General features: G+C 51.6%; 16 protein-coding genes. 1 reads left to right on the top strand and 15 read right to left on the bottom strand.

What is annotated here, in order from left to right; genetic code table 11:
• Positions 1-34 precede the first annotated feature (34 nt).
• The 4 genes from ACTJJJ_RS27310 to ACTJJJ_RS27295 all read right to left on the bottom strand — a co-directional run bounded on the left by ACTJJJ_RS27310 (position 35) and on the right by ACTJJJ_RS27295 (position 3,824).
• Complete coding sequence (locus ACTJJJ_RS27310; RefSeq protein ID WP_188938827.1) at positions 35-388, bottom strand: hypothetical protein; 354 nt, start codon at positions 386-388, stop codon at positions 35-37.
• A 247-nt stretch (positions 389-635) separates the two neighbouring features.
• Positions 636-1,535: a hypothetical protein gene (locus ACTJJJ_RS27305; RefSeq protein WP_440703610.1), complete on the bottom strand. Its 900-nt coding sequence runs from the start codon at positions 1,533-1,535 to the stop codon at positions 636-638.
• Positions 1,536-1,582: 47 nt separating this feature from the next.
• The gene (locus ACTJJJ_RS27300; protein ID WP_440703609.1) at positions 1,583-3,394 is read right to left on the bottom strand and encodes a type VI secretion system baseplate subunit TssF; all 1,812 of its coding nucleotides are present in this window, start codon (positions 3,392-3,394) and stop codon (positions 1,583-1,585) included.
• Between the two features lies 1 nt (position 3,395).
• Positions 3,396-3,824 (bottom strand): GPW/gp25 family protein, encoded by a 429-nt coding sequence (locus ACTJJJ_RS27295; protein ID WP_188938637.1) that lies wholly within the window; start codon positions 3,822-3,824, stop codon positions 3,396-3,398.
• 78 nt (positions 3,825-3,902) lie between these two features.
• Between ACTJJJ_RS27295 and ACTJJJ_RS27290 the strand changes: the two genes are divergently transcribed.
• A complete protein-coding gene (locus ACTJJJ_RS27290) occupies positions 3,903-4,670 on the top strand; it encodes a TssN family type VI secretion system protein (protein WP_188938636.1) in 768 nt (255 codons plus the stop codon).
• Positions 4,671-4,682: 12 nt separating this feature from the next.
• On the opposite strand, the gene ACTJJJ_RS27285 is transcribed toward ACTJJJ_RS27290, so the two are convergent.
• The 11 genes from ACTJJJ_RS27285 to ACTJJJ_RS27235 form a co-directional block, all read right to left on the bottom strand.
• The gene (locus ACTJJJ_RS27285; RefSeq protein ID WP_440703608.1) at positions 4,683-5,234 is read right to left on the bottom strand and encodes a T6SS effector amidase Tae4 family protein; all 552 of its coding nucleotides are present in this window, start codon (positions 5,232-5,234) and stop codon (positions 4,683-4,685) included.
• 99 nt (positions 5,235-5,333) lie between these two features.
• On the bottom strand, positions 5,334-5,750 hold the full coding sequence (gene tssD / locus ACTJJJ_RS27280) for a type VI secretion system tube protein TssD (RefSeq protein WP_188938634.1): 417 nt from the start codon (positions 5,748-5,750) through the stop codon (positions 5,334-5,336).
• Between the two features lie 47 nt (positions 5,751-5,797).
• The gene (locus tag ACTJJJ_RS27275) at positions 5,798-7,636 is read right to left on the bottom strand and encodes a type VI secretion system Vgr family protein (RefSeq protein WP_440703607.1); all 1,839 of its coding nucleotides are present in this window, start codon (positions 7,634-7,636) and stop codon (positions 5,798-5,800) included.
• Positions 7,637-8,137, bottom strand: coding sequence for a type VI secretion system tube protein TssD (gene tssD, locus ACTJJJ_RS27270; protein ID WP_188938632.1), 501 nt, complete (start codon positions 8,135-8,137; stop codon positions 7,637-7,639).
• Between the two features lie 3 nt (positions 8,138-8,140).
• The gene (gene tssD, locus ACTJJJ_RS27265) at positions 8,141-8,548 is read right to left on the bottom strand and encodes a type VI secretion system tube protein TssD (protein ID WP_188938631.1); all 408 of its coding nucleotides are present in this window, start codon (positions 8,546-8,548) and stop codon (positions 8,141-8,143) included.
• A gap of 6 nt (positions 8,549-8,554) precedes the next feature.
• Positions 8,555-9,931, bottom strand: a complete 1,377-nt coding sequence (locus tag ACTJJJ_RS27260; RefSeq protein ID WP_440703606.1) for a DUF5458 family protein — start codon at positions 9,929-9,931, stop codon at positions 8,555-8,557.
• A 42-nt stretch (positions 9,932-9,973) separates the two neighbouring features.
• Positions 9,974-10,423, bottom strand: a complete 450-nt coding sequence (locus ACTJJJ_RS27255) for a hypothetical protein (protein WP_188938629.1) — start codon at positions 10,421-10,423, stop codon at positions 9,974-9,976.
• Positions 10,424-10,455: 32 nt separating this feature from the next.
• Positions 10,456-10,755, bottom strand: coding sequence for a PAAR domain-containing protein (locus ACTJJJ_RS27250; RefSeq protein ID WP_188938628.1), 300 nt, complete (start codon positions 10,753-10,755; stop codon positions 10,456-10,458).
• A 75-nt stretch (positions 10,756-10,830) separates the two neighbouring features.
• The gene (locus tag ACTJJJ_RS27245; RefSeq protein ID WP_440703605.1) at positions 10,831-11,841 is read right to left on the bottom strand and encodes a hypothetical protein; all 1,011 of its coding nucleotides are present in this window, start codon (positions 11,839-11,841) and stop codon (positions 10,831-10,833) included.
• A 16-nt stretch (positions 11,842-11,857) separates the two neighbouring features.
• A complete protein-coding gene (locus ACTJJJ_RS27240; RefSeq protein WP_440703604.1) occupies positions 11,858-13,177 on the bottom strand; it encodes an OmpA family protein in 1,320 nt (439 codons plus the stop codon).
• A complete protein-coding gene (locus ACTJJJ_RS27235; protein ID WP_440703603.1) occupies positions 13,174-14,295 on the bottom strand; it encodes a hypothetical protein in 1,122 nt (373 codons plus the stop codon). The genes ACTJJJ_RS27240 and ACTJJJ_RS27235 overlap by 4 nt, the downstream gene beginning before the upstream one ends.
• Positions 14,296-14,299: the final 4 nt, after the last annotated feature.

Genomic DNA, 14,299 nt, shown 5'->3' with positions numbered 1-14,299 from the left:
TGCGTACGTACGGGCCTGTTAGCCCGCGGTTACGCTACGGGGCGTTGGTGACGATAAATCTGCCGAAGACCCGCTCGAAACAGGAGACCAGGAACACCGGTTCGCTGAATGCGGTACGGACAACGAGTTGCTTGGCAACGAAATGCCAGACGGGTTGTGGTAAAAAATGCAGGTATTGATAAAAATCGAAAGAAATAGCGGGTGTTATGACCGCATTCAGACTGAGCGCACTCACCTCCGGCTGTTCCGACCGGTCCGATTGGGCATTGGCCTTTTTAGCAAGATCCTTGGTAATGGCCTCTGTTTTGGCACCGTGGCAGGCTCCCCGATCCGTGTGATCCGACCATGACCGCGCTCCCGCTACCGTCAGCAACATGACGGCTAGCATTAAGCTGATGGCCTGGTTAAACAATCGTACGGTCTTCACTTTCAGATTCGGGATTTCAATGAAACCGCAAATTTGATTCTAAAAAATTAGAATCGCAAGATAAATTTCCTGGTAGCCGATATTACTATTTTGTTAATAACTTGTGTTTTACTTGCCTTTTGGTTAAAAACGACCTTTTCGGTTACTATTCCGTAAGCGAATGAGAATCAATAAAATAAAAGCATCAGTAGGAATTCTGACGGGAATACTAGCCTGCTGCCAATGTGGCGTAGCCCAACGGAACTGAAAAGCCGTCGTCGGAAGCGAGGGCGAAAGCGGATACTCCGGCGGGCAATTTTAGTGAAACAGCGAAATCGTATTCCACCGGGATAAACCAGCCCAGCAGCCAGTTTACCAACATGTCGAAATTTTTGTTGTGCAGGTATTTGTCAAGATCGGCGGGACTCGGAATTTCTATCCCGACATTGATTTGTGGCAAATAGGTGTCCAGCTCGCCCCCGAGCGACGTATCAGCACCGAGCAAGGCATCGCCCATACTTGCGCTGGACTCAAAATAGTATTTTAAGCCGAAGATGGTCTGGAAATCAACGGGTAACCGCAATACAGCGGACATGACTTCCGTGGCTTTGTCGAGATTACCGCGATTCTGGGCAACGAGAGGAAGAAAGGGGAGCAATTGCACGAACACACTTTCGTCGAGCGATGCGGGTGCCTGCCAGAATGTTTTTAGTTCTTCGAGTAACCCCGAATCCGCGCCAAGCTCCCAGGCGCATTGTTCGAGGCGCGCAAGGCTCACCCGGTTGAGAAAAAACTCCTGTTCCAAAGGGAGGAAGAACAGCCGTGATTTCTGCTCCTTCTCGCGTTGCAGGCGTATTTCATCGACTTTCTTTTTGACCGTATTCAAACTGGGCGACGATGGCAAATGAAAGAGCTGCTCCGGTAAATGGTCGTAAATTCCGCTTCGGTTGGACTCTATTACCTGCCCTTTGAAGTTCCCCAGTTCGAGCTCGCGCGTGTTTTCGATGTCGTGGTGGCTGCGCCTTTTGAAATCGCCCAGCGGCCGGAAAAGGATTTGCCCGGGCGGAATGGCATTTTCGAGCCAGGCGCTTGCGATAAATTCGGCTTTCAGGTCGGGACGGAGTTCCATTTGGGGCTGGTTTGTAGTCGGAAGTTCTCGGTTATAGTCGGGTGTTGTTAGGTATTGCCGGGGATTGTGATGACCTGGATGGGATACATGCCGGTCGAGAGGCGGGTTACTTTAAGTTGCAGCACTTCGCATTCGCGGGCCCACTCATCGCTTGTGCGTGCATTTGAAGCTGGCGTGAGGCCGATCTGTAAACAACGTACAAAGCCCTGCCCGGGCATTTTGCCTGGCATGAAATGCGGCTTTACCTGCACCTTCCGCAGCCGATTGCCCAGCTCCGCGGCGCAGAACGCGCGTACATCTTCCAGCGTTACGAGCCGGTTGCGGGTGACGATGTTCTTCCTGAGCTGGTTCACATAATCCGTTTCGTCCGGCCTGGCTTTTCCATCCGACGACCGCGTGAGCATGACAATTTCCGCTCCGCTCACGCCCGAGGCGGCGTATGATTGCAGCCGGGTACCCGCAGGAATTCCGTTGGCCTGTTCGGCCAATGTACTCCAGTAGGAAATGAAAAGTACATCGGGGCTCTTATCGCCCCGGATCACCAAAAACGGCTGTGCTGTGGTTTCACTAGCTTTTTTGACACCTAGCTTCTGCTCGATCCGAGCCATATTCTGCGCAACTTCGCGGAGAATGGACGCGAGGAAGTCCTCGCCAATGGCATTGAAAGCGGTCACTTCGTCGCGCAAAAGTTCCAGGAGCTGGTACAGCACGGCACGTGCGTCACGTTTGTCAAACCGGCCGATGCCCTGCCTGCGGAGCGTGTAAATGCGGAGCTGGGCCTCTTCGTCGGTATAGAGGTTTTTTTCAGAGGCGGTATAGACCTGATTTTTCTGGTTAATAACATTTTGAATACCCATAAAGGCATCGCCGGTGGGTAGTGCGATGCCATTAAGGCCGGTTTGCAGGCGGTAGGTGATCTTGTTAAGTTGTTTGTTCTGAACCGGAAATGCGTTCAATGCAACATTCATTTGTTCAAATCCTGCCGTTGGAAATATGGCCGGCCAGGTTACCTGGATCCATACCAGAGGCTTTTTCAACATTTGCAATGTGCGTGTGTCGAACATTCCTTCAAATGCCTCGGGATAAGGTTCAGCGTTTGATTTCCCCTTTTCCCAGGAATCGTCGCTACTAATACGCATGAAACTATCATTATATATAAGGATAGCATCGTCAATCGCTCCGTCTTGCAAGCCATTCAGCATTGGTAGCTGCTTGCCATTTCCCGACCATCTTGTTGCTTTCAAAAACTCGCGGTACTGATATTCCGCCGGATCGCCGGCTGCCACATCACCCGCCCAATTGAAATAGAAGCGGAAACCTTCCCACGACGTAATACCGGGATCAATTTCCAGCCCAAGCCAGATGCTTTGCTCGCCTCCGGGTAGTGGCAACGTTTTGGAAACCAATGTTTTTGCCCCCTTTTCCAGAGAAAAAAGTCCTTGTGGCGCTGCATATTGTACAATGGTCGCATTCACCAGCGGGTAACGGCCGGCGGGTGCGAAATGCGCTTCGGCCGTTTCACCCTTCCGTACATTCACGCGCTTGCCCGTCAGCTGGTTTTCAGGTTCGATCCAGCCCGTGGGTTCCTGCGGGCGCGCCTGCACGATTGCCGTGGCGGGTTGCGGGCCGTTATGGGTTTCGGGGGAAAGGATTTCGGCGAGCCGTATCATCAGACGAAGCTCGGTCTGCTCGATTTCCTGTCCAACTTTTTCAAATTCCACCGAACATGCCTCCACCAGCAGTCTCACCAGCGGGTCGAAGTGATCGGCCTGGGCGTCGTCGATGCCCCAGAGCTCGGCACAGCGCTTAATCAGCCTGCGCGAGATGTTTTCCTTGGTATAGTTGCGTGTTTCAGGCATGTCATTCAAGGGATAGGGGAGATATGAAAATGCGTTCAAAGAATACGAATGGCTCGTTGGTCCGCCGGATCACCGCTTTGATCTCGATGCCTACCCGCTTGCGGACATAGTTGTTCGTTTTGGTCAATACCTCGAATTCCTCCATTTCAACCCTTATTTTTACATTTGTCAGTCGTAGTTCGTAGGCGCCCACCGCCTCTTCGAGCGATTCGCGGATAAGATCTTTCCATTTAATTTGAGATAAAACCGAAAAATCATGCTCCCAGAGCGCACAGCCGTAGCGGCTATCGAAACGGTTTTCGTCGAAATGGGTAACCATCAAAAGGTACAAATGCTGATGGATCGCCTCTCTGTCGGGGCATTTCGGATGCAGCAAGCCGCCCACGATGCGGTCGAGGGAGAGCGGCAGAGCATAGTTTTGATCTTCCATCAGGCGTTTAATAATTTGTGGTTGTATTAATGAAAGTCTGGCTTATTTTTGTCTGTTCACCAACTTCCGACCTCCCCGATGAACCTTCCGTTTGTTAAAACTGTCACGCAGCGTCTTCAACTATTGTATGCAGTCGTTCTGATAGCCGTGCTGACATTGGTAGGAGCCTTGGGTTTCTGGGTGATCGATTACCGGGATGCCTACCCGATGGCCATGGGCTGTTTCCTGGTATTCGGTATTCTGCATGTTTACCTGCTTTCGCAATGGTTTGACAGCCTTTTTGAGAACCGTTCCGCCAGGGCAATCGGTTTTACATTACTGATTACATTACTGACAGCGCTCCTGGTGATTTTTCTTTACCATAAACTAGTCCAGGAGCTTTCCAAGGGATTAGGGATGGCCACTGCGCTGGTCGGGTTTCTATTCCCGGTTTTCGTCGCGAGAGTTTATCAGAATTACCTTGAAATACCACTTAGGGACTACAAAAAGTGGTATTACCCCGTTGGTCAGCCGCTGCCGGATATGGACTTGCTCGATCTCTCCCGCGTGCTGGTGATCCAGTTCGAGTTTACCAAAAAGGCCGATGAACCCGCATTTACGAACTTCCGCGCCAAAGCACCCCATTCTATGCTTTTCGGTGAGCTGTTCTTTATCTTCCTGAACGACTACAACGACCGCAACCCCGCCAGCCAGGTCGAATACCTCGGACCCGACGGCACTTCTTACGGATGGCTGTTTTACAAAAAACAACCCTGGTACAAGCGCCGCGTTTACATGGATCCTGACCTTACGTTTCAGGCCAATCACATTGTTGATAACGAGACGATCGTGGCCATCAGAGGCTAGTCCGGGAAAGGATCAGAAATTATACAGCTCTTCCAATACGGTAAGGAAAGATTTTACTTCCCAGAAATAAATGATACGAGGTGCATTGTCGGTGTCGACATCCAACCAAAGGACGTTTTCGAGATAGAGCCCCGTACCGCCGGACTGAAAATTACGGCCGTTCCAAAGATCGATATGACGCCCTCCGAAAGCGATCACGCCTTTTCTTCCACCGATTTTCTGGGCAAGGTTCCGGGCACTTCCCATTCCCGAATAAATTTCAGGCGGGAAATAACTTCTGGTCAGATATAATCTCATATCGGGAACGCTAAGGAGATATTCCATCCCATGGTCGTCCGTCATGACGCGATTACCTGGCAAAATCCCCGCATTTTGTATCATGGGTCCGGTTTTATTAAATGCGTAACTCATTTGTACGCAGCAAGTTTCGTATTTATAATTCCCTTTTGCGTCCTTGGTTTCAAAAAATCGGCCCACCTCGCCGCTCAGTACTCCCTGGTTATGAATCTGTTTATTATTCAGATGGTTGCGCTCCAAAATTTCATATTCCGAACATATTACCATGACGTTAGAAATTTACGGTATAACTGGCACGAATCAATTTGGGCAAGAGGCCGTCGGCGGGGTATGCGATCACACACCGCCAACGGCATAGTTCTCGGCTTACCAGCGGTTGGTATGCGGAGTACCGAACAACTTCACTTCTCTGGCCGACAATGTCAGGCTGGTGGTCATCGGCATCGAACCTGTTTCGATGAAACTTTCGCTATACTGTACGCAGTAGACATCGGTAAGTTCCAGTTCTTTTTGAGTTTGCTCTTCGTCTACATTCTTGAATGTAATTTTCGCTGAGGATTTTTTGCCGTCCGGGTCTATCATCCATTCCCAAAGACCCTGACTGTCGGAAGCGCTGGATGAATCTACCTGAATGAACACCGTTCCTCCGTATACTTTGGAAGAAACACGGCCCTTATCGTCTATGGATTGTGACAAAGAATAGTTGCATGAGATCACTGCAATCCCGTCGCCCGACGGGCCGCCATCCCAGGTGAAATAGGCGTCAAAACTTGAAGCTGGCATAGTTGTAAGTGTTTAAAAGTGAATGGATTGATTATGGATATATTGACTTAATTAAGTGTAATGAGCGAACCCTGCACGACCGTGGTGCCACTGCTTTTCAGTTCGGCAAGTGCGTCACCTTCGAGGCTGAGTTGCGCCCCTTTCATTTTAGCACTGGCGGTACCTTCGGTGTCCAATTCGGTGCCCGCCTTGATTTTGGTGTCGGTGCCGCTTTCTATTTTGATACTCTGATCGGCCTTGATAGAGATTTCGCCGGCATGCAAATCAAATTTTCCGCCTGCACTGACCGTAATGTCCTCGGTCGCCTCGATGGTAATTTCTTTGGTTTTGACTTCCAGAAGCCCGTTTTCTACGTGCAAGCTGATTTTCCCGTCGTCTTTGAATGCGAATTCCAGGAATGTGTCCACCTTCTCGCGGTTACCGATCTGAATTTTGGCATCGCCATCCTCGTCGATGAAGATGACCATATTGCCCGAACGCGTCGCGATCACTTTAATGTCGTTGTTATCAGAGGTGTAGTTGATGTCCTCTTCCGGTTTTGGATAAAGACAGGTCATCACGAACGGATTTTCGGCCAGATTGCCTTCATAACCCACCATTACCATCGCCCCGACTTCCGGAACGAAGTTGACGCCGCGGCCGGTCGAATTGTGAATCGTCCCTACCCGCATCCATATCGACTCCTGGTCCTGTTGCCTGCCCTGGCTCCAAAAAAACTTCACACGTACGCGCCCGAGGCTTTCGCTGTCGTCGTTGGCGATCACTTCCGCCTGCTCCGTTTCGCCCAGCGGGTTGCGTACGTTAGGATTATTGGGCGGATGCCGGGCCGACTCGGGCACCGCATTGAATGTATTCTGATAGCTCCCGGCTGTATTGACCTCATGCCGGATATGCACGACCCGGTACTTTCCAAAATTTTCTTCGTATTCCTCGCCGCGCTCGTTCAACCGCTGTCCTTTCACCGCGAGCACAGTGCCGACACTCATGGTAGGCGCTTCGCCCGAGCCCTTGAAATCGACCATCGACGTAACCCTTGCCGACCGTTCCATTTTGGTAAGCTCGTCGACCTCTCCCTGGCCGCCCACGATCTCGGGGGACGGCAGGAGGGAGGTTTGGGCAAAAAGACTATCCGACTGTTCCAATGCAAACTCGCTGAGGGACGTCAGCCCGTCGACATTCTGCTGCGACGATTGCCCGGTAAATGCCTCGGGAATAGTATAATTGTATCCTTCAAAGCTGAATGCCGCCGGTTGCAGTTTTAATGCTACATCAAAATTTTGCAAACCATCCACCAGGAAATCAACCTCTTCCGAGCTGTTATTGCCGAGCACAAGTTCCCGGCCATTGTAGTAAAACCACTCGCAACAGCGGTCGGCAACGCGGCAGAGGAATTTGTAATTACTTTCATTGTACTGGGTAAATGGGACCTGCCTGCCTCCATTTTCGGGATTAAGCTGTTTTCTGAGCAAATTTTGCGGATAGGGTTGCAGCACCGTGTTGAAAATATCCTGAACCGTGCCACGCAGGAACGACCGCCGCTGCACGGAATCTTCCAGTACAATAGTGGGGCTGTATCCTTTCAGCACAAATGCACTGCTCATGTCGCTCAGGCTTCTCAGGCGGATTTCTGTCACAATGCCTTGAAATACGAAATCGAATGAAGCGGAACCGAGGCGGGGGCTGAAAGAAAAAGTGATTTTTTTGCCCATTACCGCACGGTGCGAACGATTGAAAAAGTGCTCGCCCTCGTCTTCCAGCTGATCAAACGGGACCAGTAGCTCAAACCAGTGATGCGCAAACAAATCCTGCTCGATCACCAGCCCGAGGTGCCGGGTAATCTCTACGCCGCCTTCGATTTCAATGCTCGTGTTAACCTGTCGTGCCATTTAGCTGCTTATTTCAACCTGTCCGATTTTGATTTTCTGAGGTAAAATCACCAGCTCGTAAACCAATGCGAGACTGCTGTCGCGTAGGAAATAGTCCTTGCCCCGGTGCTGAGGCAAATAGCCTTTGGTGTCTGGCACATGCGCGAGCTGATGTCCGCGGATCGTCGACCGCTTCGCCCGGAACGATTCCCGGAAACCCACACAATAGGCTTCTTCAAACTCCATTTTTCGCAGGACCTGCGAGTCGTTGTCGTATTTGAACTCCACCTGCCCGCTGAGCTGCCGGTCGTTTTTGAATGCCCAGTCGTAGAGCAATGCGAAATCGTCGTTCTGCGTCGGGGTGATCGTCATGCGTATCAGCCGCGCCTTGGGCGAATCCGTCGGGCTCCCGCGCTCGTCGGCATTGCGGTTGCAGCCGTATGCGATCTTTCTGACCGTAAATTCCTTCCCATCGAGGGTAAGGTGCGCTTCGACCCCGATGCTGGCGTCCTGGTCGGCCATGTGCTAAAAGTTTTCGAGTTTTGCTTCATTGATTTCCACGTTGCCGGCCGTCACGGTAATGCAGGTGATAAAATTCTGCAACCGGTTGGCAAGCGCCTTATCGAGGTCATCGGTCCCGTCGTCAAACATTTCCACAAATTCAATACAAACCGCCTCCTTGAAACTGAGCGTTTTAAATGAGCCGACCTCGCCAAACTGTTCCACCGTGAGATCGTATTTCTGCGATGGCTTGTTGGCCCATTCAATCAGAAAATCGTCGAGCACCATTTCCAGCTCCATGTATAAATGCGCCCACTGGATCGGCGAGGTAATGGACATCGCGTCGTCCACCGTCTGATGCAACTCGAATTGCATAAACATGACGCTGTACTCGTGGTCGCCGTCGATTTTTACGTTGGTGCTGAAAGGCATGGTCGGTTACTGTTGCGCATATTCCGCCGCCCAGGCCGCAGCGTCCAAGTCATCTCCTTTTTGTCCGGTCAGCGCGATCATGAAGTTTTTCGCAGGGAAATAGGGTACCATGTGGATGTCGAGGTAAACTTTGTCCTTTTGGTCCTTATCCTGCTCGAAACGCATCACGCTGAACTTCTCGATGAGTTTGCCGGGGCCGGTAACGCTGTCGAGAAACTTGATGATCTGCTTTTTCAGGTCATTCTTGGTATTATAGTCGAAGTTTTCGAACGCCCGGCGGTTCAGGAAGTCGATCAGCACTTTGGTGATGTAGTCGAAAACGCGGACTACCGAGTATGTCTGCAAACCTACGTTGTCGCCGTTGAAGAGTGTCTTCGCCGAGAAAGCCATTACTTTGCTGTACTCATTCACCATCGGGATCAGCCCCATTTTTTCCAGATCAGCGATTTCCGACTTTTTGAGCGGGAAACGCACGCCGTCCACTTCGCTGAGCGTGCCATGTTTTTTACCGGCAGCCACTTGCGACATCAGGGTTTTATACACATTACCAGCCAACGCGGTCGAAGGCGGAATGTACAAATCGTCCTCTTCGCCCAGGTCGTCGTGTTTTGCACGACCGACCAGCCAGTTGCAGGTCATCATTACGTTCGACAAGTGGGCCGCGCCGCCGGTCAGGTTAGCCGATTCAAAAAGCTCCATGACATCTTCCGGCGCATCCAGGTGCATGAAATCGGTTAAGAGCATCGTCTTGTTCTTGTATGCCAGTTTCGCCCATTTATCCACCACTTTTCCAGAACCCAGGTAACCCGGCACATTCAGGATCGAATAGTTTTCGCGCAGATCGAGACGGTCGTATTTCGAAGCAAGCTCCTCGCCAACGGCGTCGATGAATGTGGTGACATCAAGATCTTGTAACTGATCGGCGGCGGCATTCAGGAATGTGACATTTTTGACCTTGTCCTGTTCTGTATTTTTGAAAAACATCGCCACCGAGCGGTACGATTGTTCCAGGGGTCGGATCTGCTCAACAGCTTTACCAAGGTTTTCTTTCAGCAATGCAAATGCGGAATCCGCCTGTTTCTGGCCGGCTTCTATCATTTCCGGTACGTTTTCCGAGCTGCTCAGCAGCTCAGACCACAGTTCCAGCCGCTTTTTAAGTTGCTGGCGTTCTTTCTTCTTGTCGGCTTCGGTGAGAAATATCTTTTTCCTGGCCTTTTTTTCCGGGTTAATGTTCGCCGCACCCTCAATAATCGTTTCCACGAGGTCGTAGCTGCCATATTTGGCGAGAAGCGGCAGGCCTGTTTCCAGCGGAACGGCTACACGTTCTTTGAGCGCTTCCCGCACCGGTGCAGTTTCATCAGATGTTTTTGTATCGTTTGCCATGATCGAATTTTGAATGACTGAATGATTGAATGACTGAATGTGTTACCCCGCCTCCTCCAACTCGTTAATCAGCGTCTGGAAAACGCCCAGCAAAGCTGCCTTCGCTTCGGGTTTTTCCAAGGCGGCTTTTAGGATTTTGTTTACTTTCAAATGCCTGACTACCTGCTGGTAGGCTTCATTTCGTGCGTCGAGGTCTTGCAGGAATGCGCTTTGGGCTATAATTCCTTTTTTACCAAAATCTCCGAGATTCCTGAACCGCAGGTTTTCGTTGATAAAACTACCGTCGGACGTGATGAACTCTACTTCCGCTTCCGGTTGATAATGCGCGAAAACTTCTTCGATGGTTTTCAGGTCGTAGACCATCTCCGGCCGGGGCGCGGGGTCGCCGGTCAGCTGTGTGGCGAAAAGGGTGCGGTTTTGAGGAATATCAGCAATCCCTTCACTGGATTGGTCAATCTTGCGTTCATTACCGCCTATTCCGTAGTTGAACATAGTTGTATGGGATTAAGTAAATACTGTTGTTACTAACCGATTAAAACTGTGGGACAACCCACCACAATACTTCCGCCGTGGGCGGTAGTGTCGCCGAGGCGCGCTGCCGGTTTCCCGCCGATCAGCACGGACGTAGAGCCCATTACGATCGAGTCGGGAGGGCCGGTACAGACACACATATCGCCAACACAAGCGGCCGGCTGCCCGCCTATGAGCACAGTGGGGGTGCCTGGGGGCAGCACGGGTCCGCCTACATGGGGCACCGGAGGCGTTCCGGGAGTAACCATCGGGCATACGTGCATATCGCCTATTCTTGCTGCTGGCTGGGGCATAATTTTTAGATTTTCGGCGGTCCGTGGTCAGCCGTCCGTCTGATGAATGTTACAAATCTGTTGGACGCACCCGCGTCACTGCGATAGCTGCTTCGCGCGTTTGAAATCGAAGAGCGACGTAAGCGATACGCCGATCCCGACCGCCGCTGCGCCTACCGAGACGTAAATGCCCGGTTTTGCGTAGCTTGTGAGGCCTTCCGGATTATCGATCCGCTTTTTGTAGTCCTTGTAATCTTTATTGAGCATGCTGTAAGTGACGGCGCCAAATGCGAGGGCTGCTACCCCGGCACCTAGCTTGATAGCCCCCCATTTGCGTGCATTTGCGGCGGCGGCCTGATCGGGTTTGTTAAGTTCTTTGAAAACCCGTTCGCCCTCCTTCGCGTCCTCGGGCTTCGCAACCGGCTTGCGGTCGGAGGCCTGGCTTACCACCGGTTCTTTTTTGCGTTGCAGTGAATCATAAGTGGCGGAAGGTTTGGGGGTTACCGGCACCGATTTTGCGATGTCCGCCGAATTGAATGCGACGCGCGTCAGGAACACGAACCAATCGTTGCCGGATTTGTCGGCGCGGAGTTCGGCGACACGGGCAATGGGCGTGTAGGGCGTATTGTCCCTATTGCTTTTGCCTTTGAAATGCTGGGTATAAAAAACTTTGACAAACGGATATTTGTCTACTTTGACATCCGAAACCACCAGGTTCGTAAATTCGATGGTGTTGGTTTCAGATTTGGTATAGAATAGGTCAAAATTGCTGAGGTACTTTTCGATGGGCGTATCGAGGCCCGGAGCACTGATTTTGTGTTTCGGATCGACATCGTCCTCTACGATCACACCGTCGTTGACGAAAATCTGGTCATTGCTGGGCATGTAGCTATTCATCATCAGGTAGCGGCGCTCGTAGTTGCTGAGGTCTTCGTTGGCAATCGCATTGAGCAGATCGTTGAGCCCTTTGACCTTCTCGCGCGCCAGTACACGTATTTCGTCCGCGTCCCTGCGTGAGAGCGTTTGCGCGTCGGCCTGCAAAGCGGCGCCCATGACGCCCAATGCCAGCAGGGCCATCCGCCATTTGAAACTGGTAAAGTTTTTCATTCCCGTTTTCATATTATCAGTTGCTTTTTGGATCTAAATCAATGATCTGCACCTCCACGCGCCGGTTCATGCGGCGGTTTTCCTCGCTATCGTTCGGGCGGACGGGAAACTTGCTGCCCACGCCCACCGCCGCAATGGCTCCCTCGGGCACGCCTTTGCCGATGAGGTACCGCGAGATCACCCGCACGCGGTATTCCGACAGCGTGAGGTTAAGGCCAGCGTTGCCCACATTGTCGGTATGGCCCGTAATGCGCAGGCCTTTGTGCTTATTTTCTAGGATATACATAGCTACCGAATCGAGATAGGTCCGCGATTGCATGGGCAGTTTATAGTCACTTCTCGGAAAGTAGAGGGTCTTGTCGGAAGCGGTAATGCCCCTGGCCACGGGTATTTCAACCCGGGCAATCGCCGGCGCCGGGCGTTCGGCTACACGCAAAGTTTTTACGGTAATGCCTTCCCTGACCGATGCCATCGCTGTGACAAGTTCCGGTGCGCTCGATGTGGGCGCTATGCCCAGTTTGTAGCTCCGGCCCGGTACGAGCTCGGCGAAATAATGGCCGTCGTTCACCCGGTTCAACCCAATATCCGACTGGCCGTCGCTCCATAACCGGCACAGTATTCCCGGTTGCGCTTGCAGGATATTCACCGAAAGGATCGTGCGCTGGCGGTTAAGTTTGATGATGTAGGTCCGTGGCTCCTGATCGGTTTTGTCGAGGATAAGGTTGCCGTTGTAGGCCTGGTAGCCCGCAGATTTGACTTCGATGGCGACAATGTCCTTTTCCGTAAAGACGATCTCGGCCCTTGGGCGGTCGGTGGTCAGCGCGAAGCAGTCTTTTTTCTGTTTTTGAGTATAATAAAGACAAATCTCTGCGGGAAGCCGCTGGTCGGACAGCGCATCGCGTACCTCGATCCGCCGTACAATGGAAACCGCTTTCAGCGAATCCTTTAATTCAAAATGCTTTTGTTCCGATTGTGCATAGGGCTCGTCGCTGGTCTGTTTGCCCAAAGGCATCATGGCTAATGAGATGAAAAACGTGCCTTCGGTTTTGCCGTCGATATTCACCGGAATATGCTGCGTTTGAAACTGGGGGCATTCGATGGTCAGCTCGATGATCTGGCAGGGCATTTCCACATTGAATACGCCCAGGCTGTCGGACTTGCCGAGTCGTTGCTTACCCTGGTCGGTTTTGGCCGAGAGGCTTGCGACGAGCGGCGTAGCGCCGGAAATATCGGTGATCTTGCCCGCCAGGTAACCGCATTGCGCATGCAGCGAAGTGGTGACGCCCTGGAAGGCCGCCTGAAACAGAAGCAGGATGATGTATAGCCTGGTTTTCATTGTCCCTCGTTGGTTTCAACCCCTATATTTCCCAATAAAACTTCCCAGTTCACCGTATCCTTGCCGTCGATGGTTTTCTGATACGATTCGAGTTTTACGCGGATATTCTTGCGGGTAATATCCCCGTAGGCAACCTTTCCATTTGCCGCGTAACCTTCAAAAACCTGCTGGCCAGCGATAGTGCCATAGTAATTCCCATCGGCCTCCTGTTTCAGTTCGCTCACATATTTGACCTCGTTCCAGGTAATGTTGATTTTGGAATAGGGCAGAAGTTTAAGCCGGTTGAGGTATTCTTTAACGGGATATTTTTTCACTCCTTTGGGCGAGCTGACGGCCACTGTGGCCTGCGGTTCGAACAAGCTAAGCGCTTGCTGAACAGCCTTGTTCTTTTCTTCTGATTTCTGGGTTTTGTCTCCGATAATGCGCAGATAGGACGTAAATTCATCCACCCGTCGAATGCCTTTCGCGCTGTATTCCTTGTATTCGGCGTCGGTCAGTACGGGTTTTGTTTGCTCTTTCGGCGGCGGCGGAACTTCTTTTTTGGTAACCGGCTGATTTTGAGTATTATCTTGCTCTTTTCTGACGATCTCCCTTTCCTTTTTCTCAATATCCTTATGTGCCAGGGCGAGCAAGGGGGCCACATCTACCACATCCCGCAAGATTTCATGCCTACCGTTGCGGTAAATCACCGTCGCCACCTCCTCCTTATTGATCGACGCCGCATTGCCCTCGATCGTCAGGTAGTTGATCACTTCGTCGCTCTCGTAAGAGATATTGCCGGTGATCACCGTCAGCGGGACGCTTTTGATGATAATGTCCTGACTTACATTCCGCGGGGGAGCCTTATAAAATGCCTCGATCTGCGTCTGTGCCTTGTTCGGGCTTTCGTTCAGCTCCGAAATCACCATGAATTGCCCGGCCGACCCGAATATGATCAGAAAGCGTTTTCTATGGTAAACACGCGGAATGCCGTCCGAAGCGATCCATTCCAACTTGCTGTCCATCGCACGACTGAGCCTGGCCTGCACCGGATTGCCGTTATCGAGCCAGATCCGGTCCTGCGCCAGCGCCTGCACGGCGAGCAGCGTCATCAAGAGCGTAAAGAGTTTCTTCATCATTCCA

It is taken from the genome of Dyadobacter sp. 22481, assembly GCF_052044875.1.
Lineage (GTDB): Bacteria > Bacteroidota > Bacteroidia > Cytophagales > Spirosomataceae > Dyadobacter > Dyadobacter endophyticus.
Note: the sequence above shows the minus strand (reverse complement) of the source record. Positions and strands in the feature narration are given on the sequence as shown.

Excerpts from the sequence above, each read along its gene's own strand:
- ACTJJJ_RS27275 (WP_440703607.1), bottom strand. The coding sequence starts at position 7,636 with ATGGCACGACAGGTTAACACGAGCATTGAAATCGAAGGCGGCGTAGAG.
- ACTJJJ_RS27250 (WP_188938628.1), bottom strand. The coding sequence starts at position 10,755 with ATGCCCCAGCCAGCAGCAAGAATAGGCGATATGCACGTATGCCCGATG.
- ACTJJJ_RS27290 (WP_188938636.1), top strand. The coding sequence starts at position 3,903 with ATGAACCTTCCGTTTGTTAAAACTGTCACGCAGCGTCTTCAACTATTG.
- ACTJJJ_RS27260 (WP_440703606.1), bottom strand. The coding sequence starts at position 9,931 with ATGGCAAACGATACAAAAACATCTGATGAAACTGCACCGGTGCGGGAA.
- ACTJJJ_RS27235 (WP_440703603.1), bottom strand. The coding sequence starts at position 14,295 with ATGATGAAGAAACTCTTTACGCTCTTGATGACGCTGCTCGCCGTGCAG.
- ACTJJJ_RS27245 (WP_440703605.1), bottom strand. The coding sequence starts at position 11,841 with ATGAAAAACTTTACCAGTTTCAAATGGCGGATGGCCCTGCTGGCATTG.
- ACTJJJ_RS27300 (WP_440703609.1), bottom strand. The coding sequence starts at position 3,394 with ATGCCTGAAACACGCAACTATACCAAGGAAAACATCTCGCGCAGGCTG.
- ACTJJJ_RS27255 (WP_188938629.1), bottom strand. The coding sequence starts at position 10,423 with ATGTTCAACTACGGAATAGGCGGTAATGAACGCAAGATTGACCAATCC.
- ACTJJJ_RS27240 (WP_440703604.1), bottom strand. The coding sequence starts at position 13,177 with ATGAAAACCAGGCTATACATCATCCTGCTTCTGTTTCAGGCGGCCTTC.
- ACTJJJ_RS27310 (WP_188938827.1), bottom strand. The coding sequence starts at position 388 with ATGCTAGCCGTCATGTTGCTGACGGTAGCGGGAGCGCGGTCATGGTCG.
- tssD (WP_188938632.1), bottom strand. The coding sequence starts at position 8,137 with ATGGCCGACCAGGACGCCAGCATCGGGGTCGAAGCGCACCTTACCCTC.
- ACTJJJ_RS27285 (WP_440703608.1), bottom strand. The coding sequence starts at position 5,234 with ATGGTAATATGTTCGGAATATGAAATTTTGGAGCGCAACCATCTGAAT.
- ACTJJJ_RS27295 (WP_188938637.1), bottom strand. The coding sequence starts at position 3,824 with ATGGAAGATCAAAACTATGCTCTGCCGCTCTCCCTCGACCGCATCGTG.
- tssD (WP_188938631.1), bottom strand. The coding sequence starts at position 8,548 with ATGCCTTTCAGCACCAACGTAAAAATCGACGGCGACCACGAGTACAGC.
- ACTJJJ_RS27305 (WP_440703610.1), bottom strand. The coding sequence starts at position 1,535 with ATGGAACTCCGTCCCGACCTGAAAGCCGAATTTATCGCAAGCGCCTGG.
- tssD (WP_188938634.1), bottom strand. The coding sequence starts at position 5,750 with ATGCCAGCTTCAAGTTTTGACGCCTATTTCACCTGGGATGGCGGCCCG.